The 25,317-nt window shown below is 72.2% G+C and carries 16 protein-coding genes and 1 pseudogene; 2 read left to right on the top strand and 15 right to left on the bottom strand.

Going from position 1 to position 25,317, the window contains the following annotated elements; translation table 11 throughout:
• Nucleotides 1–73: 73 nt before the first annotated feature.
• Nucleotides 74–3,157 carry a putative bifunctional diguanylate cyclase/phosphodiesterase gene (locus ACZ4Z4_RS37215; protein ID WP_468338039.1) on the bottom strand — a complete coding sequence of 1,028 codons (3,084 nt, stop codon included), beginning with the start codon at nucleotides 3,155–3,157 and terminating at the stop codon, nucleotides 74–76.
• A gap of 386 nt (nucleotides 3,158–3,543) precedes the next feature.
• Nucleotides 3,544–4,497, bottom strand: a complete 954-nt coding sequence (locus ACZ4Z4_RS37210; protein WP_468337929.1) for a 2-hydroxyacid dehydrogenase — start codon at nucleotides 4,495–4,497, stop codon at nucleotides 3,544–3,546.
• 116 nt (nucleotides 4,498–4,613) lie between these two features.
• Between ACZ4Z4_RS37210 and ACZ4Z4_RS37205 the strand changes: the two genes are divergently transcribed.
• Entirely contained in the window at nucleotides 4,614–5,639 is a 1,026-nt protein-coding gene (locus ACZ4Z4_RS37205) for an aldo/keto reductase (protein ID WP_468338036.1), read from the top strand.
• Nucleotides 5,640–5,706: 67 nt separating this feature from the next.
• The gene (locus ACZ4Z4_RS37200; protein ID WP_468337926.1) at nucleotides 5,707–6,864 is read left to right on the top strand and encodes a PQQ-dependent sugar dehydrogenase; all 1,158 of its coding nucleotides are present in this window, start codon (nucleotides 5,707–5,709) and stop codon (nucleotides 6,862–6,864) included.
• A gap of 1 nt (nucleotide 6,865) precedes the next feature.
• Here ACZ4Z4_RS37200 and ACZ4Z4_RS37195 read toward each other — a convergent pair whose 3' ends face one another.
• From ACZ4Z4_RS37195 to ligA, 13 genes and pseudogenes are all read right to left on the bottom strand, one after another.
• Nucleotides 6,866–7,093: a DUF6191 domain-containing protein gene (locus ACZ4Z4_RS37195; RefSeq protein WP_468337923.1), complete on the bottom strand. Its 228-nt coding sequence runs from the start codon at nucleotides 7,091–7,093 to the stop codon at nucleotides 6,866–6,868.
• Nucleotides 7,094–7,173: 80 nt separating this feature from the next.
• Nucleotides 7,174–10,338: a helix-turn-helix transcriptional regulator gene (locus ACZ4Z4_RS37190; RefSeq protein WP_468337920.1), complete on the bottom strand. Its 3,165-nt coding sequence runs from the start codon at nucleotides 10,336–10,338 to the stop codon at nucleotides 7,174–7,176.
• A gap of 67 nt (nucleotides 10,339–10,405) precedes the next feature.
• On the bottom strand, nucleotides 10,406–10,606 hold the full coding sequence (locus ACZ4Z4_RS37185) for a hypothetical protein (protein ID WP_468337917.1): 201 nt from the start codon (nucleotides 10,604–10,606) through the stop codon (nucleotides 10,406–10,408).
• A 197-nt stretch (nucleotides 10,607–10,803) separates the two neighbouring features.
• A complete protein-coding gene (locus ACZ4Z4_RS37180; RefSeq protein WP_468337914.1) occupies nucleotides 10,804–11,448 on the bottom strand; it encodes a hypothetical protein in 645 nt (214 codons plus the stop codon).
• A 35-nt stretch (nucleotides 11,449–11,483) separates the two neighbouring features.
• On the bottom strand, nucleotides 11,484–12,041 hold the full coding sequence (locus ACZ4Z4_RS37175; protein WP_468337911.1) for a GNAT family N-acetyltransferase: 558 nt from the start codon (nucleotides 12,039–12,041) through the stop codon (nucleotides 11,484–11,486).
• On the bottom strand, nucleotides 12,010–14,289 hold the full coding sequence (locus ACZ4Z4_RS37170) for an MMPL family transporter (protein ID WP_468337908.1): 2,280 nt from the start codon (nucleotides 14,287–14,289) through the stop codon (nucleotides 12,010–12,012). The genes ACZ4Z4_RS37175 and ACZ4Z4_RS37170 overlap by 32 nt, the downstream gene beginning before the upstream one ends.
• Before the next feature lie 220 nt (nucleotides 14,290–14,509).
• The gene (locus ACZ4Z4_RS37165; RefSeq protein ID WP_468337905.1) at nucleotides 14,510–16,624 is read right to left on the bottom strand and encodes a phosphocholine-specific phospholipase C; all 2,115 of its coding nucleotides are present in this window, start codon (nucleotides 16,622–16,624) and stop codon (nucleotides 14,510–14,512) included.
• A gap of 207 nt (nucleotides 16,625–16,831) precedes the next feature.
• Entirely contained in the window at nucleotides 16,832–18,346 is a 1,515-nt protein-coding gene (gene gatB / locus ACZ4Z4_RS37160; RefSeq protein WP_468337902.1) for an Asp-tRNA(Asn)/Glu-tRNA(Gln) amidotransferase subunit GatB, read from the bottom strand.
• A gap of 16 nt (nucleotides 18,347–18,362) precedes the next feature.
• The gene (locus ACZ4Z4_RS37155) at nucleotides 18,363–18,602 is read right to left on the bottom strand and encodes a hypothetical protein (protein WP_468337899.1); all 240 of its coding nucleotides are present in this window, start codon (nucleotides 18,600–18,602) and stop codon (nucleotides 18,363–18,365) included.
• On the bottom strand, nucleotides 18,599–20,092 hold the full coding sequence (gene gatA / locus ACZ4Z4_RS37150) for an Asp-tRNA(Asn)/Glu-tRNA(Gln) amidotransferase subunit GatA (RefSeq protein ID WP_468337896.1): 1,494 nt from the start codon (nucleotides 20,090–20,092) through the stop codon (nucleotides 18,599–18,601). The genes ACZ4Z4_RS37155 and gatA overlap by 4 nt, the downstream gene beginning before the upstream one ends.
• Before the next feature lie 5 nt (nucleotides 20,093–20,097).
• On the bottom strand, nucleotides 20,098–20,394 hold the full coding sequence (gene gatC / locus ACZ4Z4_RS37145) for an Asp-tRNA(Asn)/Glu-tRNA(Gln) amidotransferase subunit GatC (protein WP_362999093.1): 297 nt from the start codon (nucleotides 20,392–20,394) through the stop codon (nucleotides 20,098–20,100).
• Nucleotides 20,395–20,494: 100 nt separating this feature from the next.
• Nucleotides 20,495–22,549, bottom strand: a pseudogene (locus tag ACZ4Z4_RS37140) (putative bifunctional diguanylate cyclase/phosphodiesterase); the annotation flags it as partial.
• A 576-nt stretch (nucleotides 22,550–23,125) separates the two neighbouring features.
• Nucleotides 23,126–25,309, bottom strand: a complete 2,184-nt coding sequence (gene ligA / locus ACZ4Z4_RS37135) for an NAD-dependent DNA ligase LigA (RefSeq protein ID WP_468337893.1) — start codon at nucleotides 25,307–25,309, stop codon at nucleotides 23,126–23,128.
• Between the last annotated feature and the right edge of the window lie 8 nt (nucleotides 25,310–25,317).

Below are 25,317 nucleotides of genomic sequence, written 5' to 3'. Positions count from 1 at the left end.
AGCCGACGCGCTTTCCAAGTACGAGAATTCGGGTGCGCATGGCATTGACCCTCCCCCCGGCACGCCCGGTGTGTCAAGTAGGTGGGACGGGGGTCTCATCATGTGAACGGGCATAGGGCGAGGGACCGCTCGCGTACGCCCCCGGGGAGCCGCCCGCGAACGTCCCCGCCGGGCCGCCCGCATACGTCCCCGTGGGCCCGCCCGCGAACGGCCCGGAGGAACCGCCCGCATACGCTCCCGCGGGTCCGCCCGCGTAGCTCGCCGAGGGCACGGCGCCGAACGTCGCCGGACGGCCGCCCGCGAGCACCGGCTCGGCCGGGCCGTGCGGCACCGGATACTCGCCGATGGCCAGCGCCCGGCGCAGCCGGTACTCGTCGAGGGGCCCGGAGAACGCCATCCCCTGCCCGTGCGTGCACCCCATCGCGCGCAGCGCCACCACCTGCTCGGGCAGGTCGACGCCGTCGGCCACGGAGGCGAGCCCCAGGTCGTTGGCGATGCGCAGCAGGCCGGAGGTGATCTTGTACAGCCGCGCGGACTCGACGACGCCCTCGATCAGGCCGCGGTCCAGCTTCAGTACGTCGATGGGGAGCCGGCGCAGCGCGGTGATCGCCGCGTAGCCGCTGCCGAAGCCGTCGAGCGCGATGCGTACGCCGAGCCTGCGCAGGGCCGCGAGGCGGCGCTCCAGGTCGTCGAGCGAGACCCGCGGGTCGCTCTCGGCGAGCTCGATGACGAGGGCGCCCGAGGGCAGGCCGTGCCGGGTCAGGAGCGCCTCGATGGAGCCCATGGGCATGGACCGGTCCAGCAGGCGGCGCGCGCTCATCCGGACGGCGACGGGCACGGCGTGGCCGCTCCGGCCGCGCTCGGCGGCCTGCTCGACGGCCTCTTCGAGCAGCCAGCGGCCCAGCTCGGCCGCCCGGCCGCCGTCCTCGCCCTTCTTCTCGGAGACGCGGAGGAATTCGGCGGGCGTGAAGAGGATGCCCTGCGCCGAGCGCCACCGGGCCTGGGCGGCGACCGATGTGATCCGGCCGTCGTCGAGCCGGACCACGGGCTGGTGCAGCAGCGCGAACTCGCCCTCGTGCAGCGCGGCGCGCAGGCGTGTGGCGAGCTGTGCCTTGCGCACGACGTCGGCCTGCATCTGGGGCGCGTACAGCTCGACGCGGTTCTTGCCGCCGGCCTTGGCGCGGTACATCGCGAGGTCGGCGTTGCGCAGGAGCTCTCCCGCGCCGATGCCCGGTTCGGCGAAGGCCACGCCGATGGAGGCCGCCACGCGCACGTCGTTTCCGTCGATGGCGTAGGGCTGGGACAGGGTGATTCTCAGCCGGTCGGCGAGCTCGTAGATGTGCCGTTCTCTGGCGGCCTGGTCTCTGGTCCCGTCGCCGACGATGAGGGCCGCGAACTCATCGCCGCCGAGCCGGGAGGCGGTGTCGCCCGAACGCACCGCCTCCTGAAGTCTGCGCGCGGCCTGGATGAGGAGCTCGTCCCCGGCCTGGTGTCCGATGGTGTCGTTGACGGCCTTGAAGCCGTCGAGGTCGATGAAGAGCACGGCCGTGCCGCGGTCGGTCACTCTGCGGCCGGCCAGTGCCTGGCCCACGCGGCGGGTGAACAGGGCGCGGTTGGGCAGGTCGGTGAGCGGGTCGTGTTCGGCGTTGTGCTGCAACTGGGCCTGGAGTCTGACCCGTTCGGTGACGTCTCTGCTGTTGAAGATGAGGCCGCCCTGGTGGCGGTTGACGGTGGACTCCACGTTCAGCCAGTCGCCGTCGCCGGACTTGAAGCGGCACTCGATGCGGGTGGTGGGCTCCTCGACGGGGTTGGCGGCGAGGAATCTGCGGACCTCGTGGACCACCCGGCCCAGGTCCTCGGGGTGCATGAGCGAGGCCAGCTCGGAACCGACGAGCTCTTCGGCGTGGCGGCCGTAGACCCCGGCGGCGGCCGGGCTCACGTACCGCAGGATGCCGTTCGGCGCGGCGATCATGATGACGTCGCTGGAGCCCTGGACCAGGGACCTGAAGTGGTTCTCCTTCTGGGCCAGTTCCTGGGTGAGCGTGATGTTGTCGAGGAGCATGATGCCCTGGCGGACCACGAGCGCGAGCACCACGGTGCCGGCGGTGAGGAGCACGACGCGGTCGACACTGCGGCCGTTCAGGACGTTGTACAGGATTCCCAACGTGCAGACGGCGGCGGCCAGATAGGGCGTGAGGGCGGCCAGCGATCCGGCGATCGGACGGGTGGCGGCGGCCCTCGGCTCCTCGGGTGCGCTGTCGTAGGGCACGCGCGCGTGGCCCGTCCCCGCGTGGCCCGTCCCGCGGGCGCCGCGCACGTGCCACGGGGCGGCCCACGGGGCGTAGGCGAGGAGCAGCGAGCCCGCGAACCATCCGGCGTCCAGCATCTGGCCGGAGCGGTAACTGGCGTGCAGCAGCGGCGAGGTGAAGAGCGCGTCGCACATCACGGTCAGGGCGAGCGCGCCGATCGCGGTGTTCACCGCTGTGCGGTTGGCCGACGACCGTCTGAAGTGCAGGGCCAGCACCATGCTGACCAGCGCGATGTCGAGGAGTGGGTAGGCGAGGGAGAGCGCGGCGTACGCGACGCTGCGGCCCTCGAACTGCGCGGTGTGCGCGAGGGCCAGGCTCCAGGACAGGGTGAGGAGCGAGCCCCCGATCAGCCAGGAGTCGAGGGCCAGGCAGCCCCAACCCGCCTTGGTCACCGGGCGCTTGGCGAGCACGAGCAGTCCGATGATGGCGGGCGGGGCGAAGCAGAGGAAGAACAGGTCGGCGAGGCCCGGACTGGGCACGGGCCGCTCCAGTACGACCTCGTACCAGCCCCAGACGCCGTTGCCGAGGGCTGCCATCGCGGAGGAGAGCGCGAAGAGCAGCCATGCGGGTCGAAAGCGGCTGCGACGCGTGCGGGAGTAGCGGAAGCAGGAGATCGCGGCCGCCGCCGCCGCGATGCTCAGCCCGAAGTCGCCCATGATCAGGGCGAGTCGCTCCGATCCCCAGCCGAGCGCCGAGCCCGCGGCGTACGCCCCGCAGAGCAGCAGGAGCACCAGCTGGGAGAAGAGCCCGCGGCCCCCGGGAAGCGGGCGCCTGACCAGCGGCACCCTGTGCGGCAGCGCCGCCACGCCCCCGTCGAGGACGGGGGTCGGGGTCGGGCGGGCACTCACCGGGCCGCCCTGGTCCGCGCCGCCCCCGTGCCCGCCCGGCGCGCGCGTCGGCCGGGCCGACAGGGGCGCTGGTGCGTGCGGCGACGGCCGCTCGTGCGGCTCCCGGCTCGCCTGCGTCTGCGGGCCGGTGTGCGGCAGAGTCGCCGGCTGCGGTCCCGCCGCGTCGGATCGTTCGCCCATAGGCCGTGCATCGCCCGTCGCCCCCCTCGCAGTCTGATGTCTCGTCCCCGGCGCCGAACGGTCCACGGCGCATCCCCTGTCGGGACGATACACCAGACTCGTCACTCAGGGACATAGCTCCTCTACGCTCCGTGACTGTCGGCGGAGGAGTGGACACGGGGCGCACGCGGACGGGCGCGGAGCGTGCACGAAGCGCTCCCCGGCGATCAACTGCCCGTTGTCAGGACCACGTTGTCGAGCGGCTGTCCGGCGACGTACTTGGTCAGTTGCGCGGCGAGGAGCCGCCGGGCGCGGGGCCCGAACGCCGACGTGGAGCCGCCCACGTGCGGACTGATGAGTGCTCCTGGAGCGTGCCACAGGGGGTGACCTGCGGGCAGGGGTTCCGGATCGGTCACGTCGAGGGCGGCGGTGATGCGGCCGGACTCCAGCTCCGCGAGGAGCGCCTTGGTGTCGACCACAGGTCCGCGGGCGACGTTCACGAGCAGCGCGCCGTCCTTCATGCGGGCCAGGAAGTCGGCTCCGACCAGCCCTCGCGTGGTTTCGGAGAGCGGCGTCGAGAGGATGACGACGTCCGCGTCGGGCAGCAGGGAGGGCAGGTCGGCGAGCGGGTGCACGGGGCCGCGCTCCGTGGCACGGGCAGAGCGCGCGACGCGCGCCACCCGCGCGCATTCGAAGGGGACGAGCCTGTCCTCGATGGCGGAACCGATCGCTCCGTAGCCCACGATGAGCACGGACCTGTCGGCGAGCGCCGGATAGAACCCGGACCACCACTCCTCCTGCCGCTGCCCCGCCACGAAGCGCGGGATGCCCCGCAGCGAGGCGAGCGTCAGGGCGAGGGCGAGCTCGGCGGTGCTGGCCTCGTGCACACCGCGGGCGTTGCACAGGCGCACGCCGGGCGCGAGGGACGGGATGCCCGGCTCCACGTGGTCGATGCCCGCGGTAAGTGTCTGTACGACGCGCAGGGACGTCATCGCGGACAGGGGGCGTACGGCGGTCTCGGTGCCCTTCATGTAGGGCACCACGTAGAAGGCGCAGTCGGCCGGGTCCGCGGGGAACTCCGGGCCGCCGTCCCAGAACCGGTAGGCGAGCCCCGCCTCGGAGGCCTCGGGCAGCCCTTGTATCTCGTGCGGTGCAAACGGAAGCCATACGTCTGTCGTCATGGCCAGAGGCTAGTGCGCGCCGGTGGGCGCCGCCCTCGGGAGGGCAGCGGTCGGGGCCGCGGCGGCAGCGGTTAGTTTTGATGATCTCCGAACGAGGAGTGGGAGGGTACGTCCAGGTGGAGCGCAGGACGATCGGCGCGGGGGCGCTCGAAGTGGGCGCCGTCGGACTCGGCTGCATGCCGATGAGCTGGGCGTACACCGGCTCGCGGCAGCGCGGCGACGCGTCGTTGCGCACTGTGCACGCGGCGTTGGACGCGGTCGGCGCGGCCGGTGGCGGGGGGCTGCTGCTGGACACGGCGGACATGTACGGGCCGTTCACCAATGAGCTGCTGCTCGGCAGGGTGCTGAGGGAGCGGCGCGCGGAGGCATTCGTGTCGACGAAGTGCGGGCTGCTCGTGGGCGAGCAGCACATCGTCGCCAACGGCCGCCCCGGCTATGTGAAACGGGCCTGCGACGCGTCGCTGCGGCGGCTCCAGACGGAGACCATCGACCTCTATCAGCTGCATCGCGCCGACCCCGAGGTGCCCATCGAGGAGACGTGGGGCGCGATGGCCGAGCTGGTGGCCGCGGGGAAGGTGCGGGCGCTGGGTCTGTGCGCGGTGGGGGCGCGCGCTCAGCGGCGCGTGGCGCCGGGGCGTCCGGGGCAGGGGCTGCACGACGCGACGATCCGGCAGCTGGAGCGGGTACAGCAGGTCTTTCCGGTGAGCGCGGTGCAGGCCGAGCTCTCGGTGTGGTCGCCGGAGGCGCTGGACGCGCTGCTGCCGTGGTGTGTGGACCGCGGGATAGGGCTGCTCGCCGCGATGCCGCTGGGGAACGGTTTCCTCACGGGCACGCTCAAGCCCGGCCAGGGCTTCGAACCGGACGACCTGCGGGCCCGGCACCCGCGCTTCACCGCCGAGATGATGGCGGCCAACCAGCCACTGGTGGTGGGGTTGCGCCGGGTGGCGGAGCGGCACGGGGCGACGCCCGCGCAGGTCGCGCTGGCGTGGGTGCTCGCGCAGGGCCGGCATGTGGTCCCGATTCCGGGGGCCAAGCGGGAGCGCTGGGCGGTGGAGAACGCGGGGGCGGCCTCGGTGCGGCTGACGGAGCAGGACCTGGCGGAGATCGCGGCGCTGCCGGCCGCGCTGGGGTCGTGGGACTGAGTTCGGGGATCTGAGGGGCGCGAGCGGTGTATGAACAGGGGAAGCGCTGCGTCGAAGGGATCTGATCGTGCGACGACCTGCTGTCACGGCCATGCTGGCCGCTGCCTCCCTCGTGTTCGCGGTGGGGTGCTCGTCCGGCGACGACGAACCGGACCGCCGCGAGAGCCCGCCGCAGCGGGACTCGTCGAGCCGGTCCCCCACCGGGAAGGCGGGCGGCGAGGCCCCGCCGGAGAAGGGCTCCGCGAAGGTCGTCCGGACCGTCGCCACGGGCCTCAAGTCCCCCTGGGGCCTCGCGCCGCTGCCCGGCGGTGACCTGCTGGTGTCCTCGCGCGACGAGGGGACCATCACCCGGGTCGACGGGAAGACGGGCGAGAAGACGGAGCTCGGCGCCGTCCCGGGCGTCTCCCCCGGCGGCGAGGGCGGCCTGATGGGCCTCGCGCTCTCCCCGTCGTACGCGTCGGACCACTTGGTGTACGCGTACTTCACGACGGAGTCCGACAACCGCATCGCCCGCATGCTGTACGACGAGAAGAAGCCCTCGGGCAAGCAGCTCGGCGCACCCGACACGGTCTTCAAGGGCATCCCGAAAGGCATGATCCACAACGGCGGCCGGATCGCCTTCGGCCCGGACAAGATGCTGTACGCGGGCGCGGGGGAAACGGGTGAGACGGATCTGGCGCAGGACAAGAAGTCCCTGGGCGGCAAGATCCTCCGCCTCACCCCGGAGGGCGAGCCGGCCCCCGGCAATCCCTTCGGCGACTCGGCCGTCTACTCGTACGGGCACCGGAACGTGCAGGGCTTGGCCTGGGACGAGCAGAAGCGGCTGTGGGCCTCGGAGTTCGGCCAGGACACCTGGGACGAGCTGAACGGCATCGAGGCCGGCGGGAACTACGGCTGGCCCGAGGCCGAGGGCAAGGAGGGCAAGGAGGGGTTCCGGGACCCGGTCGCCCAGTGGAAGACGTCGGAGGCCTCGCCGAGCGGTGTCGCCTACGCCGAGGGTTCGGTGTGGATGGCGGGGCTGCGGGGCGAGCGGCTGTGGCGCGTCCCGGTGCGGGGCATGACGGGCGAGCCCGAGCCGCAGGCGTTCCTGAAGGGCGAGCACGGCCGTCTGCGCACGGTGGTCGCGGCGGGCGGCGACAAGCTGTGGCTGGTGACGAACGAGACGGACTCGCGGGGCACCCCCGAGAAGGGGGACGACAAGATCCTGGAAGTGCGGGTGGAGTAGGTCAGCTGTCCGGTTGGTCGGGCGGGGGTATCTCCTCGCCGCTCGGCGTCCCGTCGGGGCGTGGCGCCGGGACGGGTGGGCGTACGACCACCTTGCCCGAGGTCAGGTCGATCGGCCCGCGCCCCGGGTCGCCGTCGGCGAGGTCGACGCGGGTCATCTCCAGACGCTTCTGCTCGTCGTCGGTGTGCTTGCGCCCCGGCGCGAACAGCGCCTCGATCGCGTTGAACACTGCGCCTCCCAGGAGCCGAGATCCTGCCGTCAAGCGTAAGCGAGGCGCCCGGAAACCGGCTCGGGACGGGAAAGCGCAGGTCAGCGGTGGGCGGGCTGTTCCTCAGCGGTGGGGAAGAGCCGGAGCCGGTGGGCGAGCGCGGCGGCCTCGCCGCGGCCGGTGACGGAGAGCTTGGCGAGGATGTTGGAGACGTGGACGCTCGCCGTCTTCGGGGAGATGAAGAGCTCCTCGGCGATCTGCCGGTTGCTGCGGCCCGCCGCGACCAGCCGCAGGACGTCCCGTTCCCGGCTGGTCAGGCCCAGCGCCTCGGCGGGGTGGGCCGGGGCGGCGGGGGCGCGGGGGGCCTCGGTGGGGTGCAGGGAGAGGCGGGCGCGCCGGGCGAGTCCGGTGATCGCCTCGGAGAGCGGCCGGGCACCGAGCCGGTCGGCCACCTCGCCGGCCTGGCGCAGCAGCCGGGCGGCGCGGTCGCGGTCGGTGGTGTCCGGGGCGAGGAGGGACTCGGCCAGGCGCAGGCGGGCCTGGGCGAGGTCGTAGGGGCGGTCGAGGGGTTCGAGGGCGGTGACGACGGCGGCCCAGTCGGCGGGGCGGTCGCGGCCCTCGGCGCGCAGGAGTTCGGTGCGGGTCCAGTCGTCGTAGGCCAGGGAGAGCGGGGTGGGGGTGGCGAGGGACTTGGTGACGCCGCGGATCCGTTCGAGGACGGCGGGGCGGCCCGGTTCGGCGGCGGGCAGGCCGCGGGCGTCCGCCTCCATCGTGGCGGCGGCGAGGAGCAGGGGCCACCCGTATTTGTAGGTGCCGACGGGGAGGCCGGTGGCGAGGCCGCGTTCGAGTTCGGCGCGGCCGTCGAGGACGCGGCCCTCGGCGGCGGCGAGGCCGAGGGCGATGCGGATGAGGACGAGGACGTACTGGGGCTGCGGGTCGTGGGTGCCGAGGTGCTGGTGGGCGGTGTGCATGTGGCGGGCGGCCGCGGCGTACTCACCGCGGTAGAGCGCCATGCGCGCGGACCGTTCGGAGGCCGAGACGCGGGGCTTCGAACTCTGCACGCAGCGCTGGGTCTCCGCGACGGCGTGGGCCGCCTCGTCCCAGCGGCCGAGGGAGATGAGCGATTCGGCGACGTTGGCCCAGACCCAGCCCTCGGTGTCCACCAGGCCGTACTTCCGGCAGAACTCGATGCCCTCCATCGCGACCTCGACGGCTTCGGCGGAGCGGCCGACGCCTTCGAGTGAGGAGGGAAGGTTGATGTGGACCCGGCTGAGGTTGGTGACCAGGGCGTCCCGGACGACGCGGTCCCTGACCTCGTACATCTCGGCGAGGCCCGCCTCGGGGTCGCCGGCCTCGACGAGGAGGGCGCCGCGGGTGAGACGGGCGTTCAGCTCGATGGTGTCGGCCTTGACCATGCGGGCGTACTCGACGGCGCGTTCGGCGGCGGCCAGGGTCTCGGGGCCCGGGTCGTGCAGCATGCCCCAGGAGGCGCGGTGGACGAGGACGTCGGCGTGCACCTCGGAGGGCGGCAGGCCGCGCATCAGCTCCTCGGCCCTGGCGATCTCCGCCCAGCCGTTGCCGCGGCCGAGGGTGGAGACGAGGCGGGAGCGGGCGACCCAGAACCAGGCGGCGCGGTGGGGGTCGTTCTCGCCGTCGAGGAGGCGCAGGGCGCGCTTGGTGATCTTGAGGGCGCGGTCGCGTTCGCCGCAGAGCCGGCCGGCGACCGTGGCCTCGGCCATCAGGTCCAGATAGCGCAGGGCGGCGGTGGCGGGGTCGCAGCCGCAGGCGGGGTAGCCCTCCACGTAGTCGGCGGGGCGGAGGTCCGCGCGGACGGATTCCGGGGCGTCGTCCCACAGCTCCATGGCCCGTTCGAGCAGGCGGAGTTGTTCGGCGTAGGCGTATCGGCGGCGGGCCTCGACGGAGGCGACGAGGACGGCGGGCAGGGCCTTGGCCGCGTCGTGCGCGTGGTACCAGTAGGTGGCGAGGCGGGCGGCGCGCTGGTCGGCGGCGACGAGTGTGGGGTCGGCCTCCAGGGCCTGGGCGAAGCGGCGGTTGATGCGGGAGCGCTCGCCGGGGAGCAGGTCGTCGCTGACGGCCTCGCGGACCAGGGAGTGGCGGAAGCGGTAGCCGTCGCCGTCCGGCGAGGCGAGCAGGATGTTGGCGCCGACGGCCGCTCGCAGCGCTTCGATGAGGTCGTCCTCGTCGAGCCCGGCGACTTCGGCGAGCAGTTCGTACTCGACGGTGGAGCCGCCCTCGGCGACGATCCGCGCCACCCGCTGGGTGTCCTCCGGCAACTCCTCGACGCGGACGAGGAGCAGGTCGCGCAGGGAGTCCGTGAGGCTCGCGCAGCTGCGGCCGTGGGAGGCGACGGCGAGTTCCTCGACGAAGAAGGCGTTGCCGTCGGAGCGGTCGAATATGTCGTCGACCAGGGCCTGTTCGGGTTCGGTGGCGAGTATCCCGGCCATCTGGCGGGCGACTTCGTCCTTGCTGAAGCGGCCCAGCTCGACGCGGCGCACGGTGCGCAGCCGGTCCAGTTCGGCGAGGAGGGGGCGCAGCGGGTGGCGGCGGTGGACGTCGTCGGCGCGGTAGGTGGCGAGGAGGACGAGGCGGCCGCCGCGCAGGGTGCGGAAGAGGTAGGCGAGGAGGTGGCGGGTGGAGGCGTCGGCCCAGTGCAGGTCCTCCAGGGCGACGACGACGGTGCGGTCGCGGGAGAGGCGCTCCAGGAGGCGTGCGGTGAGTTCGAAGAGGCGGGCCGTCGCCTCGTCGGATCTGCCTCCGGGGGTGCGTCCTTGCCAGGCGGGCCCGTGCGCGGTGGGTCCGTGTGTGGTGGGCCCGTGCGCGGTGGGCCGGTGCGCGATGGTTCCGTGCGCGGGCGCGGCCAGTTCGGGCAGCAGCCTGGCGAGTTCCTCCTCCTGGCCCTCGGCGGCGGCGGCCAGTTCGTCGGGGAGCTGTCGGCGCAGCGAGCGCAGCGCGGTGGAGAAGGGGGCGAACGGCAGGCCGTCGGCGCCGATCTCCACGCAGCCGCCGAGCGCGACGACGGCGCCCTGTCTCTCGGCCGCCGCGGCGAACTCCTCGACGAGGCGGGTCTTGCCGACCCCCGCCTCACCGCCGAGCAGCAACGCCTGCGGCTCGCCCGGCCCGGGGCCCCCGGCTCCTTCGAGCGGGGTCCCCGTGGCGCGGGCGAGCGCTTCGTTCAGTACGCCGAGTTCATCGGTTCGGCCGACGAACACCGGGCTCACGGACCTGGTCTCCACAGCCGCGAGCATCGCACAGAGGGCGGCCGGCGCGGCACCCGATGTCCGCGGAGCGGTCACCGGCACGGGCCGCGTCATCTCAGGCGGCCCGCGTGAAGCGTGCCTTGCCGCGCGTGAGGCGGCTCCTCCAGAGCGTCGTACTCACCCGCCCCTCGGCTTCCTTACGGGCCGAACCGCGGGCGGCGGCACGGGCCTTGCGGACTTCGCCGAGCAGCCGCCGGCGGTCGGCCTCGCGGCTCAGCTCGGCGGCGCGCATCTGGTGCATCTCGTACTCGAACATGTCGTGTCCCCTCGGGTTGTCAGTGGTATCGCCGGTGTCGTTCTCCGCGATGTCTTCACTCTGGTCTCCCAGGGGGGTCGCCCACATCGGGCGGGTGCCGCATCTCGTGGGGGCGTGGGGCCTTAGGTACGACGAAGGGCGGGGCGGGGGCCTTAGCCCCTGCCCCGCCCCTGCCTTACGCGCGCGGTACCGCCGGCTCAGGAAGGTGCGGACGGCAGCCCGAGCAGCAGGTCGGAGTACTTGGCGACGGCGAGGATCAGCCCGATCACGCCGAGCGCGACACCCGCCCACGCCACGGACTTGATCCACGGCGCCTGCTCCTTGCCGGGGGCGCCGAACGCGGGCCTGACAAGGACCAGGAAGCCGACGACCAGCGCGGCGGCCGCGAAGAGGCCGGCGACGAGCGCGGTGGCCTGCCAGGAGTCGCCGTACATGGCCTGGAGCTGGTCGGAGACGCTGGCGGACTGCTTGGTCTCCAGCTGCCCCATGATGTTCGAGCGCGCCCCGGCGATCGTGCCGAGCCAGCCTCCGGAGAGGCCGATCACGCCGAGCGCCGCGGACACGACGGCCGCGGCGCCCTGGCCGACACCGGCGGACCCGGCGGACCGGTCGGCCACGTCGACATCCGCGTCGGCGTCCGCGTCGAGGTCCTCGTCGTGCTCGGCGTCCGCCTCCGCGTCGTCCGCCTCGGAGGTGGCGCCCTCGGGCCCGGCGGCGTCGGCCGCGTCGGACTTCGTGACGTCGACCGTCTCCGGCTTCCCGGCCCCGGTCACTTCGTCGGCCTCGGCCTCGGTCCCGGCCGCACCCTTGGCACCGGCCGCGTCATCTGTCTTAGTACCCATGCCCCGCACCGTACGGACGGAGTCTGAGAGCTCCCTTAACGCGCGGCCCGCGCCGCCCGCCACTCCGGGGCGAGGACGGACCAGACCTCCATGTCGTGCCGCACGCCCTGCCAGGGGAAGCTCTCCCGCAGGACGCCGTCCCTGGTGAAGCCGAGCCGCTCGGCGGTCGCCTTGCTGCGGTCGTTGCGCGAGGAGACGAGCCACTCCACGCGGTGCATCCCGCGCTGGTCCACGGCCCAGTCGATGAGCACCCGCGAGGCCTTGTTGACCAGGCCGCGCCCGGTGGCCGACGGCTCCAGCCACACACCGATCTCACAGCTGTCGGAGCCGGTGTCGAAGATCCGGAAGAGCACCCCGCCGACGAGGGTGCCGTCCAGCCAGATGCCGTAGAAGCGTCCGGTGTCGGAGGCCTGCTTGTCGGCGTACGTCTGGAGGTGCTTGCGCGCGGTCTCCAGATCCTGCACGGTCGCGGTGAAGGGCACCCACGGCGCCGCGTACTCCCGCGCCCGCTCGACGTGGTCGAGGAACTCCTGTGCCTGCCAGGGCTCCAGCGGCCGCAGCTCAGCGTCCTCGGCCAGCGATATCGCGAACATCCTGCTCCTTCAGCGCACTCACGTCGTCGGCGACGTCCCGGTTTCCGGGGATCTTCGCACGTACGTCGCGCGGGTTCGAGCGAGATTCGGGGGGCTCGATGCTGATGCGCGGCAGAAGGCGGTCCAGACGGCTCGGCAGCCACCAGTTGGCGCCGCCGAGCATGTGCATCAGGGCGGGCACGAGCAGCGTGCGCAGCACGAAGGCGTCGAGGGCGACGGCCGCCGCGAGCGCGATGCCGAACATCGCGACGACCCGGTCGCCGCTGAGGACGAAGGCGAGGAAGACCGCGATCATGATCACGGCCGCGGAGTTGATCACGCGGCTGGTCTCGGCGAGGCCCACGCGCACGGCCCGCCGGTTGTCGCCGGTCTCCAGCCACTCCTCGTACATCCGGCTGACCAGGAAGACCTGGTAGTCCATGGAGAGCCCGAAGAGGACGGACACCATGATCACCGGCAGGAAGGGCTCGATCGGCCCGGCCCTGCCGAGCCCGAGCAGCTCGCTCCCCCAGCCCCACTGGAAGATCGCGACGACGACGCCGAACGCGGAGGCGACCGCGGCCACGTTCATCGCGGCGGCCTTGAGCGGGATCCCGATGGACCGGAAGGCCAGCAGGAGCAGCACGCAGCCGAGCCCGATGACGACGCCCACGAAGAGCGGCAGCTTGCCGACGATGACCTCCGCGAAGTCGTCGTAGCTCGCGGTGACGCCGCCGACGGACACCTCCAGGGAGCTCTCCGCCTGCGACTCGGGGAGGACGTCGTCGCGCAGCCGGTCGACGAGTGCGCTGGTCCTCTCGGACTGGGGTGCGGAGTCGGGGACGACGGTGAGGAAGGCGGCGCGGCCGTTGTCCCCGTACGTCGCCGGGGACACGGAGGCGACGCCCTCGGTCGACCTCAGCGCCGTGGCGAGGTCGTCGAAGGCCACCCGGTCGCCTGCTCCGTAGACCTCGCTCACGAGGGTCAGGGGGCCGTTCACGCCGGGCCCGAAACCGTCGGCGAGGAGGTCGTACGCCTGCCGGGTGGTGGCCTTCGCCGGGTTGTTGCCCTGGTCGGACGTGCCCAGGTGCAGGCCGAGGGCGGGCAGCGCGAGCACGGCCATGACGAGGACCGCGACGGCGCCGAGCAGCCGGGGGTGGCGCTCCACGAAGGCGGCCCAGCGGGCGGCGAGCCCGGTCGGCAGCTCCGGTTCGGGGCCGTGCTCGGCCATCCGGCGGCGCTCGCGGCGGCTGAGGGCGCGCGGGCCGATCCAGGTGAGGAGCGCGGGCAGCAGGGTCACCGAGGCGGCGACGGTGAGGACGACGGTCAGCGACGCGGCGATGGCGACGCCGTTGAGGAAGCCGAGCCGCAGGATGAGCATGCCGAGCAGGGCGATGCAGACGGTGGCGCCCGCGAAGACGACGGCGCGTCCGGTGGTGGCGACCGCGCGTTCGGCGGCGACGGCCACGGGAAGGCCGCGCTTGAGGCCCTTGCGGTGTCTGGTGACGATGAAGAGGGCGTAGTCGATGCCGACGCCGAGCCCGATCAGGGTGCCGAGCATCGGCGCGAAGTCCGCGACGGTCATCACGTGGCCGAGCAGCACGATGCCCGCGTACGCGGTGCCGACGGAGACCAGTGCGGTGGCTATGGGCAGGGCGGCCGCGGCGAGCGAGCCGAAGGCGACGAAGAGCACGACGGCGGCGACGGCCACCCCGACGACCTCGGCGACCTGGGCGCTCTTGGACTCGGTGAGGCCGATGGCGGTGCCGCCGAGCTCCACTTGGAGGCGGTCGGACGCGGCGGCCTTCGCGGTGTCGACGACGGCCTGCGCGTCGGCCTTGTCCATGTCGTCGGCCTGCTCGCGGAAGGTGACGGTGGCGTACGCGGTGCGGCCGTCCGCGCTGACCCGGCCCGCGCTCGCGCCCTGCCCGTCTCCCCCGCCCTCGTAGGGGCCCGTCACGGAGGCCACGGCGGGCAGTTCGGCGATCTTGTCGAGGGCGTCGGACATCGTCTGCTCGACATCGGCGGCGCGCACGGAGGTGCCGGGTCCGGTGTGCCAGACGACGGTGTCGCTGTCGCCGCCGAGGCCGTGGAAGTTCTCGTTCAGGAGCTGGGTCGCCCGGCCGGACTCGGTGCCCGGCACCTCGTAGTCGTTCGAATACGCGGATCCCGCGACCGCGGCGGCCGAGGCGGCGCCGCCGAGAGCGAGAAGCCACAACAGGACGACGACGAGTCGGTGCCTGACGCACCACCGGGCGAGTGCTGCCACGGACTGGCTCCCTGGATGGTTCGTGGATCTTCATCGGGAGCAACAGTCAAGCAACTGGACGGCCCGCGACCCGCAAAGAACGCATGAGTGGCGACATGAGCGCCACAGTCACTTTGACAGCCCTTGGTGATCGTTGGTCCGTTTCGTGGCCTTACTCACAAGAGCACACGGTGTGCGCGGAGGTACCGCGGGTATCTCCGCGCACCCGGTGTGCCGGGGGTCAGCCCGAGACGCTCACGCGCCCGTTCTCGATGTGGCCCATGAGACGGCGGCGGAAGGCGGGGTCGCGGTCGGTGGTCACCTCGACGTCGTACCAGCCGTGCTCGCCGGCGGTGTGCCAGGCGACGGTGCGGCTGCTGCGCGCCTTGACCCGGACGGTCCGTGTGCGGCGCCTGATGTCGTCCTCGTCCACATAGCCGAGGGGCTTGACCGTGAAGACCAGGTCGTGGCGGCCGCGGTTGGCCAGGGTGAGGTGTATCTCGCGGCGGGTGATCGCCGAGGCGAGCCGCGCGCCGCCGTCCTTGTCCCCCTTGGCCCCCGCGAACTCGCGGCGGAAGCCGTTCGGCCCGGTGACGGTGAAGGCGTACGCGTCCCTGGGCACCGGCACGGTCCAGGAGCCCTTGCGCACGACGTCCTGATGGAGCGGGACCGTGGCCTCACCGGCGTACGGGTAGAGCGCGAAGTGCGCGCTGGAGCTGCCGCCGTTGCGCAGCCGCACCGTGAGCGTGCCGTCCTCGCCGGGCGTCACGTCGGCGTCGGGCTGGTAGGGCAGCGGGCGGGCGCGGCGGGTGCCGGGCTCCTGGACCGGCATCGACTGCTGCTGGGGCGGCTGCGGGGTCCAGCGGCCGCTGAACGGCGGGATGGCGCCGGGCCGGTCGATCTCGGGCCTGCGGTGGCCGCGCCGGAAGTCGAAGGCGCCGGTGAGGTCGCCGGTGACCTTGCGGCGCCAGGCGCTGATGTTGGGCTCGCGCACCCCGGTCCACTTCTCCAGGAAGCGCACGACGGAGGTGTGGTCGAAGACCTCGGAGCAGACGTAGCCGCCGACGGTCCACGGTGAGATGACCAGCATCGGCACGCGCGCGCCGAGACCGGTCGGCTTGCCGTCCCAGCGCTCTTCCTTCTCCTCGGCGGAGTCGCCGCCGGGCACGGGCGGCGGGACGTGGTCGAAGAAGCCGTCGTTCTCGTCGTAGTTGATGAAGACGGCGGTGCGGCGCCAGACATCCGGGTGGGAGGCGAGGGCGTCGAGCACCTTGTAGACGATGGTCGCGCTGTGGATCGGCGAGGAGACGCTGGGGTGCTCGGAGTCGACCGCGGAAGGCACCAGATAGGTGACTTTCGCGAGCCTGCCGCCCGCGACGTCCTTCGCGAACTCCTCGGCGAGCTTGCCGGTCGGCACCCGCCGCAGACCGCGCTCGAACAGCGACCGCTCGCTCCTGGTGAGGGTCGCGACCCCCTTGTCCAGGGCGGCGAGCAGCTTCGCGCGCTCCGTCTCGTCCTTGGTGTCGCGCACCTTGGCGTAGAAGGCCTCCAAGTAGGTCAGGCCGGTGCCCGCCGCGGTCAGGGCCTTGCGGGCGATGGCCTTGAAGGTGGTGAAGAACTCGATCTGGTTGTCGGTGAAGTTCTCCCACTCGGTGTATGTCCGCCAGCTCACGCCGGCCTTCTCCAGGCGCTCGGCGTACGTCCCCCAGCCGTAGCCGGGGTGTGTCCCCTCGGCGTAGGCGTCGTTGCCGACGGCCCGCTTGCCGTTCGCCTCGTAGCCCGTCTTGCCGCTCCACAGGTGGTTGCGGTTGGGGCTGGTGGAGGTGTGGATGGACGAGTGGTAGGCGTCGCAGATGGTGAAGGTGTCGGCGAGTTCGTAGTGCAGCGGGATGTCCTCGCGCGTGTAGTACGCCATCGTGGCCGCCGTCTTGGCGGTGATCCAGCCGTCCATCCAGCCGTCGTGCCAGGCCTTGGCGCCGCCGCTCCAGGAGTGGTCCAGGTCGCCGATGTACTGGAGGTCCTTCTTCTGCGCCTCGGCGGCCTCGCGGACGGGGAAGGGCAGGATCGTGCGCAGGGCGCCGGGCTGCTCGAACACCGTCTTGCCGCTGGGCAGCCGGATGGCGTTGCGGTCGCCGAAGCCGCGGACGCCGCGCAGGGACCCGAAGTAGTGGTCGAAGGACCGGTTCTCCTGCATGAGGATCACCACGTGCTCGATCTTGTCGAGACCGCCGTCCCTCGGCGGCTCCTGCGCGAGCGCCTCCTGCAACGAAGGCGGCAGGAAGGAGCCGACGGTGGCGGCGCCGAGCGCGCCGCCGCCGATCGCCATCAGGCGTCTGCGCGAAATCTCCGGAGTCACGTGCGACCTCCCAGTTGTCCTGGCCAACATCCAATGGTTCTCTGCTGATCCATTGACCTGTTCGGCGGGGACGCTAGTGACGTCCGGTTTCCTTGTGAAGGCTGCGGGACGAAGTCGGAGTGAACGTCCGAGAGTTCACCACGCGTACGCCAGAGGGCGGCGCTCCCTTTCGGGTGCGCCGCCCTCTTCGTGGCGGGAAAGAGACCGTCAGCCCTCGCTGACGCCCAGCTTCTCCAGGATGAGCTCCTTGACGCGGGCCGCGTCGGCCTGGCCGCGGGTGGCCTTCATGACCGCGCCGACCAGCGCGCCGGCGGCCGCGACCTTGCCGCCACGGATCTTGTCCGCGACGCCGGGGTTGCCTGCGATGGCCTCGTCGACGGCGGCCGTCAGCGCGCCCTCGTCCGAGACGACCTTCAGGCCGCGCTTCTCCACGACCTCGTCCGGGGTGCCCTCGCCCTTCAGGACGCCCTCGATGACCTGACGGGCCAGCTTGTCGTTCAGGTCACCGGAGGCGACGAGCTCGGTCACCCGGGCGACGTCCGCCGGGGTGATGGGGAGCTCCTCAAGGGCGACACCCGACTCGTTGGCGTTGCGGGCCAGTTCGCCCATCCACCACTTGCGGGCCGACGCCGCGTCGGCGCCCGCCTCGACGGTGGCGACGATCGGCTCGACCGCGCCCGCGTTGAGGATCGACTGCATGTCGTGCTCGGTGATGCCCCACTCCTCGCGGAGGCGGTTGCGGCGCACGCGCGGCATCTCGGGCAGGCCCGCCCGCAGCTTCTCGACCCACTCGCGGGACGGGGCGACGGGGACGAGGTCGGGCTCCGGGAAGTACCGGTAGTCCTCGGCGTTGTCCTTGATGCGCCCGGAGGTGGTGGAGCCGTCGTCCTCGTGGAAGTGCCGGGTCTCCTGCACGATGGTGCCGCCGGAGCTCAGGACCGCCGCGTGGCGCTGGATCTCGAAGCGTGCCGCGCGCTCCACGGACCGCAGCGAGTTGACGTTCTTCGTCTCGCTGCGGGTGCCGAACTCCTGCTGCCCCTTGGGGCGCAGCGAGAGGTTCACGTCGCAGCGCATCTGCCCCTTGTCCATCCGGGCCTCGGAGACGCCGAGCGCCTTGATGAGCTCGCGCAGCTCGGCGACGTACGCCTTGGCGACCTCGGGGGCACGCTCGCCCGCGCCCTCGATCGGCTTGGTGACGATCTCGATGAGCGGGATGCCGGCGCGGTTGTAGTCCAGGAGGGAGTGCGAGGCGCCGTGGATACGGCCCGTCGCGCCACCGACGTGCGTGGACTTGCCGGTGTCCTCCTCCATGTGGGCGCGCTCGATCTCCACGCGGAAGATCTCGCCGTCCTCCAGCTGGACGTCCAGATAGCCGTTGAAGGCGATCGGCTCGTCGTACTGCGAGGTCTGGAAGTTCTTCGGCATGTCCGGATAGAAGTAGTTCTTCCGGGCGAAGCGGCACCACTCGGCGATCTCGCAGTTCAGCGCGAGGCCGATCTTGATCGCGGACTCGACGCCGACCTCGTTGACGACCGGCAGGGCGCCGGGCAGGCCGAGGCAGGTGGGGCAGGTCTGGCTGTTCGCGTCCTGCTTGAGCGCGGTCGAGCAGCCGCAGAACATCTTGGTCCTGGTGCCGAGCTCGACATGGACCTCAAGGCCCATGACGGGGTCGTACGTCGCGAGGGCTTCCTCGTACGACACCAGGTCAGTCGTGACAGTCACGGTGAAACTTTCCCTCTCAGCCCAGCAGGACGTCGTCGTCGCCGAGGCGCTTCAGCTCGCGCACGAGCAGGGCGACGCCGGTGGCGATGGCGGCAGCGGAGACGACGGCGTCCACGAGGCGGAGCGTGTCGTGGTCGAGGCGGGCCTTCTTGGCCTGCTTGATCACGCTCACCGCGCCGAAGGCGGTGGTGCCGATCGACAGGTACGTGCCGGTCTTGGACTTCTTGAAGCCCTTGGCCTTGTTCAGTGCACTCACAGCGACGGTGCCTCCTCAAGCAGCGGGTGCCCCCACTTTTCCACGAAGGCGGCCTCGACGGCAGCACCGACCTTGTACAGCCGGTCGTCCTTCATGGCGGGGGCGATGATCTGCAGTCCGACGGGCAGGTCGTCCTCCGGCGCGAGACCGCAGGGCAGTGACATGGCGGCGTTGCCCGCCAGGTTGGTCGGGATGGTGCACAGGTCCGCGAGGTACATCGCCATCGGGTCGTCGGCGCGCTCGCCGATCGGGAACGCGGTGGTCGGCGTCGTCGGCGAGACGATCACGTCGACCTGCTCGAAGGCCGCCTCGAACTCGCGGGTGATGAGCGTGCGGACCTTCTGGGCGCTGCCGTAGTACGCGTCGTAGTAGCCGGAGCTGAGCGCGTACGTACCGAGGATGATGCGGCGCTTGACCTCGTCGCCGAAGCCGGCCTCACGGGTCAGCGCGGTGACGTCCTCGGCGGACTTCGTGCCGTCGTCGCCGACGCGCAGGCCGTAGCGCATGGCGTCGAAGCGGGCGAGGTTCGAGGAGCACTCCGAGGGCGCGATCAGGTAGTACGCGGAGAGCGCCAGGTCGAACGTCGGGCAGTCCAGCTCGACGATCTCGGCGCCGAGCTCCTTGAGGAGCTCCACGGACTCGTCGAAGCGCTGGACGACACCGGCCTGGTAGCCCTCGCCGCGGAACTGCTTGACGACGCCGACCCGCATGCCCTGGACGGAGCCGTTGCGCGCGGCCTCGACGACCGGCGGGACCGGGGCGTCGATGGACGTCGAGTCGAGCTCGTCGTGACCGGCGATGACCTCGTGCAGCAGCGCGGCGTCGAGGACGGTGCGGGCACAGGGGCCGCCCTGGTCGAGGCTGGAGCTGAAGGCGACCATGCCGTAGCGCGAGACGCCGCCGTACGTCGGCTTGACGCCGACCGTGCCGGTGACGGCCGCGGGCTGGCGGATCGAGCCGCCGGTGTCGGTGCCCATGGCGAGGGGGCTCTCGTACGCGGCGAGGGCCGCGGAGGAGCCGCCGCCGGAGCCGCCCGGGATGCGGGTGAGGTCCCAGGGGTTGCCGGTGGGGCCGTACGCGCTGTTCTCGGTGGAGGACCCCATGGCGAACTCGTCCATGTTGGTCTTGCCGAGGATGACGACGTCGGCGGCCTTGAGGCGCTTGGTGACGGTCGCGTCGTACGGCGGGATCCAGCCTTCGAGGATCTTCGAGCCCACCGTGGTCGGCACGCCCTCGGTGGTGAAGATGTCCTTCAGCGCGATCGGGACGCCGGCCAGGGGGCCGAGCTTCTCCCCCCGCGCGCGCTTCTCGTCGACGGCGCGGGCCTGCGCGAGGGCGCCCTCGCGGTCGACGTGCAGGAAGGCGTTGACCTTCTCGTCGACGGCCTCGATGCGGGCCAGGTGGGCCTCGGTGACCTCGACCGCGGTGAGCTCGCCGGAGGCGATCCTCGACGCGATCTCGGCGGCGGTGAGCTTGATGATGTCCGTCATGGTCTTCAGTCCTCCCCCAGGATCTGCGGCACCTTGAAACGCTGCTGCTCCTGGGCCGGGGCGCCGGAGAGCGCCTGCTCGGTGGTGAGCGACGGACGGACCTCGTCCGCGCGCATGACGTTCGTCAGCGGCAGCGGGTGCGAGGTCGGCGGTACGTCTTGGTCGGCGACCTCCGAGACGCGGGCGACCGCGCCGATGATGTCGTCGAGCTGTCCGGCGAAGTGGTCGAGCTCCTCGGCCTTCAGCTCCAGACGTGCAAGGCGGGCGAGGTGGGCGACCTCCTCGCGCGTGATGCCAGGCATGCGGCGATCCTCAGGGGTGAGTGTGCGGGTTGTGGCCCCAATCCTATGGGTCGCTCCGGGGTGCCCGTTAAACGGTTTACTCCCCGCCGCCCGGCGGCGGCTACTGGACCACCCGGCCCGAGGACTGTTCCGCCGCGGAGGCGGCCTCCGCGGCGACGTCCGCCGGGCGGCGCCAGCCGCGGGAGCCGCGCGCGCGGAGCCACGCCGTCGCCTCCTCGGCGGGCATCGCCGCGGCGACGAGCCAGCCCTGCACCGCGTCGCACCCGAGGTCCCGCAGCCGCTCCCACGTCTCGTCGTCCTCGACGCCCTCCGCGACGACGAGCAGGCCGAGCGAGTGGGCGAGGTCGACCGTGCAGCGGACGATCGAGGCGTCCTCGTCGTCGATGGCGAGGCGGGCCACGAAGGAGCGGTCGATCTTCAGTTCGCTGACCGGGAGGCGGCGCAGGTGGACCAGGGAGGAGTACCCCGTGCCGAAGTCGTCGAGGGACATCTTGACCCCGTGGCCGGTGAGCCCGGCCAGCGTGTCCGCGGCGCGCTGCGGGTCCTCCAGGAGGACGTGCTCGGTTATCTCCAGCTGGAGCGCCCCCGGCGGGACCCCGTGCCGGGCGAGGCGCGCCGCGACCGCGCCCGCGAAGCCGGGGGTGTGGACGTCGCGCGGTGACACGTTCACCGCGACGGGGACCTTGAGTCCCATCGCCTGCCACTGCGCGACCTGGCCGAGCGCCGTCTCCAGGACGTACTCCGTCAGGTGCGGCATGAGGCCGGACGACTCGGCGATGGCGATGAACTCGTCGGGCGGCACCCGGCCGCGCTCGGGGTGCACCCAGCGGACCAGCGCCTCCAGGCCCGCGACCTTGCCGTCGAAGCGGACCTTGGGCTGGTAGTGCAGTTCGACGTCGCCGGCGTCGAGCGCGCGGCGCAGGTCGCCCAACAGGCCGAGCCGGTCGGGGGTGTTGGAGTCGCGCTTGGACTCGTACACCTCGACGCCGGTGCGGTCGCGCTTCGCCTGGTACATCGCGACGTCGGCCCGGCGCAGGAGGCCCTCCGCGTCGAGCGCGTGGTCGGGGAAGACGGCGAGGCCCGCGCTGGCCTCCAGGACGAGGGTCAGGCCGTCCAGGTCGAGCGGTGAGCCGAGCGCGGCGACCAGCTGGCGCGCCACGCGCGTGGCCGAGGTCGTGGAGTCGGCGACCGGCAGCAGGACGGCGAACTCGTCGCCGCCGAGCCGTGCGGCCTCCGCGCCGCGCGGCAGCGCGAGCCGCAGCCGGTCCGCTATCTGAAGCAGCAGCCGGTCGCCGGCGAGGTGGCCGAGGGTGTCGTTGACCGACCGGAAGCGGTCCATGTCGATGAGCATTAACGCGGATCGGGCGCCGAGCCGCTCGGCGTCGTCGAGGGCCGTCCAGGTCCGTTCGAGCAGCCACTGCCGGTTGGGCAGTCCGGTGAGCGGGTCGCGCAGCTGCTCCTCCGCGCGGGCGCGGGCGATCCAGAGGGTGGAGTCGAGCGCGACCAGCGGGATGGCGAAGAGCGGCAGCAGGATGGGCAGGGAGACCGCCACCACGCAGATCAGCGGGGCGATGCCGAGGAGCGCGACGCTGAGGAGGCCCTGCCTGACGAGGGCGGTGCGGGTGACGGTGGGCAGGGCGCCGGTGCGGGGCGCGTGGACGTACCAGAGCAGGACGCGGGTGACGACGAGGTACGCGACGGCGACCAGGGCCACCTGGGGGGCGGTGTACAGGTCCCAGGTGTCGGGCAGCCAGGGGGCTTCGGCGCTCGGCGCCGTGCCGAAGGCGGCCAGGGCGAGCGCGCCCGCGCCGATGCCGAGGGTGTCGACCGCGCCGTGCAGCAGGCCCTGCCGCCAGCGGTGTCTGCGGGCGACGCCGACCAGGACGACGACGGTGAGGCTGACCATGCCGGCGGGCACCCAGCCGTAGAGCAGGAGGACGGCGACGGTGAGCGCGCCGCCGGAGCCGGTGCCGCCCCACCAGCGGTCGCGGCCGAGGGCGACGAGGTGGGCGACGATGAGGCCGGTGAGGACGGCGAGGGACCAGCCGGCCGCGCCGGTGGGGAACAGCGCGTGCCTGCCGGTGACGGCCTGGAAGAAGCCGGCCCCGAGGAACACGGCGGCCGCGGCGACGACCAGGACGGGCAGCAGGGGCCAGGGCCCGCGGGAGTCCTGCGCGGCCGGGTCGGCCGTGCAGGTGACGGAGGTGTCGGTGCGGTCCGGTGCGGCGGTCCAGGCCCGTTCGCGTGGTTCCACCGCGGTGCTCAGCGCCGCGGATCCGGAGCGGGCGGCCGCACCGACCGCGGCTCCCTGGTCGGTGGCCGGCACGGCCCGGCGGCCCCGCAGCCAGGCTCCCGGCGCGCGCCACAGGCGCGCGCGCAGCCGTGAGTCCGGGGCGGCGCTCTCGGTCGGTTCCATTCCCGTCCCTCTCACAGCCGGCGGTGCCCACGCCACGCGGACTCGGCCCAGGAGTCGACCGCGTCCGTAAAACCGTCCCCATGCTCCGCAGGAGCAGGGAGACGCAGGTCTCCCGAACCCTTGCCGCGCAGGGGATGCCCCCTTCCAGGCTCTTGATGAGCAGGTGATACCCCGTTCGCAGCGGGGCACGGCAGGCGCACACCTCAACAGTAGGCCGCAGAAGGCTTCCACGGGCAGCGGTCGGCTACGGTTGCCCGAATGCGACCCGGCCACCCGTATGCCTCTGGTATGCGCCGAACGGGTGGCCTTCAACCGCTACTCCTCGGTCGGAAGCGCGACTTCCCGCGCCGCGTCCGGTCCTTGTTCGAGCAGCACAGCGAAGCCTTCCTCGTTGAGAACCGGAACCTTCACCTGCATGGCCTTGTCGTACTTCGAGCCGGGGTTGTCGCCGACGACGACGAAGGAGGTCTTCTTCGAAACGGAACCGGTCACCTTGGCGCCCCGGCTCTGCAACGCCTCTTTCGCGCCATCCCGGGTGTGGTGTTCGAGGGTGCCGGTGACGACCACGGTGAGGCCCGCGAGCGGGCGCGGCCCCTCGTCCTCGCCGCCCGACTCCTCCTCCATGCGCACGCCGGCGGCCCGCCACTTGCGCAGGATCTCCCGGTGCCACTCCTCGGCGAACCACTGCTTGAGGGAGGCGGCGATGATCGGACCGACGCCCTCCGTCGTGGCGAGCTCCTCCTCGGTGGCCTGTTCGATGCGGTCGATGGAGCGGAACTCGCGGGCCAGCGCCTCCGCGGCCACCGGGCCGACGTGCCGGATCGAGAGGCCGGTGAGGACGCGGGCGAGCGGGCGCTCCTTGGCCGCCGCGATGTTCTCCAGCATGGCGAGGGTGTTCTTCTTCGCCTCGCCCTTCTGGTTGGCGAAGAAGGTGACGACCTTCTCCTCGCCGGTCTTGGGGTCGCGCTTGGGCAGGCCGGAGTCCTGGTCGAGAACGTACGACTTGATGGGAAGGAGCTCCTCGACCTTCAGGTCGAAGATGTCGCCCTCGTCGAGGATCGGGGGCTCGGCGGGCTCCAGGGGCCTGGTGAGGGCGGCCGCCGCGACGTACCCGAAGTTCTCGATGTCGAGGCTCTTGCGGCCCGCCAGGTAGAACAGGCGCTCCCGCAACTGGGCGGGGCACGACTGGGCGTTGGGACAGCGGAGGTCGATGTCGCCCTCCTTCATGGGCCGCAGCGCCGTGCCGCACTCGGGGCACTCGGCGGGCATCACGAACTCCCGCTCGCTGCCGTCCCGCAGGTCCACGACGGGGCCGAGGATCTCCGGGATGACATCGCCCGCCTTGCGGATCACGACGGTGTCGCCGATGAGGACGCCCTTCTTCTTCACCACTTCCTGGTTGTGCAGGGTCGCGAACTCGACCTCGGAGCCCGCGACGGTGACGGGCTCCACCTGGGCGTACGGCGTGACGCGGCCGGTGCGGCCGACGCCGACGCGGATGTTGATCAGCTTGGTGTTGACCTCCTCCGGCGCGTACTTCCAGGCGATGGCCCAGCGGGGGGCGCGCGAGGTGGAGCCGAGGCGGCCCTGGAGCGGGATCTCGTCGAGCTTGACGACGACGCCGTCGATCTCGTGCTCCACGGAGTGCCGGTGCTCTCCGAAGTACGCGATGAAGTCGCGGACGCCGTCGAGGCCGTCCACGACCTTGTTGTGCTTGGCGGTCGGCAGGCCCCACTCCTTGAGCAGGTCATAGGCGTGGCTGAGGCAGTCGATGTCGAAGCCCTCACGCGCGCCGATGCCGTGCACCACCATGTGCAGCGGGCGGGTGGCGGTGACGCGCGGGTCCTTCTGGCGCAGCGAACCCGCCGCGGCGTTGCGCGGGTTGGCGAAGGGCTTGTCGCCGGCCTCCACCAGACGGGCGTTGAGCTCCTCGAACTTCTCCATGGGGAAGAAGACCTCGCCGCGGATCTCCACCAGGGCGGGGACGCGGTCACCCTTGAGGCGCTGGGGGATGTCGGCGATCGTGCGGACGTTCGGCGTGATGTCCTCGCCGGTGCGGCCGTCGCCCCGGGTGGCGGCGCGGGTCAGCCTGCCGTCCTCGTACGTGAGGTTGACCGCGAGGCCGTCGACCTTCAGCTCGCACAGGAAGTGGTGGTCCGGGGAGCCGACCTCCTTGGCGACGCGGTCGGCCCAGGCGGCCAGCTCCTCGTCGTCGAAGGCGTTGTCCAGGGAGAGCATGCGCTCGCGGTGCTCTACGGCGGTGAACTCCGTCTCGTACGAACCGGAGACCTTCTGGGTGGGCGAGTCCGGCGTGCGCAGCTCGGGATGCTCCTCCTCCAGTGCTTCGAGGGAGCGCAGGAGCTTGTCGAACTCGGCATCGCTGATGACCGGTTGGTCCTTCACGTAATACCGGAAGCGGTGCTCCTCGATCTGCTCGGCCAGCTGGGCATGCTGATCCCGTGCCTCGGCGGGCACAGAGCCTTGCTGTTCGACAGCCACCGTTTCGT

It is taken from the genome of Streptomyces sp. NPDC030245, assembly GCF_055572995.1.
Note: the sequence above shows the minus strand (reverse complement) of the source record. Positions and strands in the feature narration are given on the sequence as shown.

What these genes read in the sequence shown, in the direction of transcription:
- ACZ4Z4_RS37180 (WP_468337914.1), bottom strand. Translation starts at nt 11,448, where the DNA reads ATGGGTACTAAGACAGATGACGCGGCCGGTGCCAAGGGTGCGGCCGGG.
- ACZ4Z4_RS37190 (WP_468337920.1), bottom strand. Translation starts at nt 10,338, where the DNA reads ATGCTCGCGGCTGTGGAGACCAGGTCCGTGAGCCCGGTGTTCGTCGGC.
- gatC (WP_362999093.1), bottom strand. Translation starts at nt 20,394, where the DNA reads ATGCCTGGCATCACGCGCGAGGAGGTCGCCCACCTCGCCCGCCTTGCA.
- gatA (WP_468337896.1), bottom strand. Translation starts at nt 20,092, where the DNA reads ATGACGGACATCATCAAGCTCACCGCCGCCGAGATCGCGTCGAGGATC.
- ACZ4Z4_RS37210 (WP_468337929.1), bottom strand. Translation starts at nt 4,497, where the DNA reads ATGACGACAGACGTATGGCTTCCGTTTGCACCGCACGAGATACAAGGG.
- ACZ4Z4_RS37185 (WP_468337917.1), bottom strand. Translation starts at nt 10,606, where the DNA reads ATGTTCGAGTACGAGATGCACCAGATGCGCGCCGCCGAGCTGAGCCGC.
- ACZ4Z4_RS37175 (WP_468337911.1), bottom strand. Translation starts at nt 12,041, where the DNA reads ATGTTCGCGATATCGCTGGCCGAGGACGCTGAGCTGCGGCCGCTGGAG.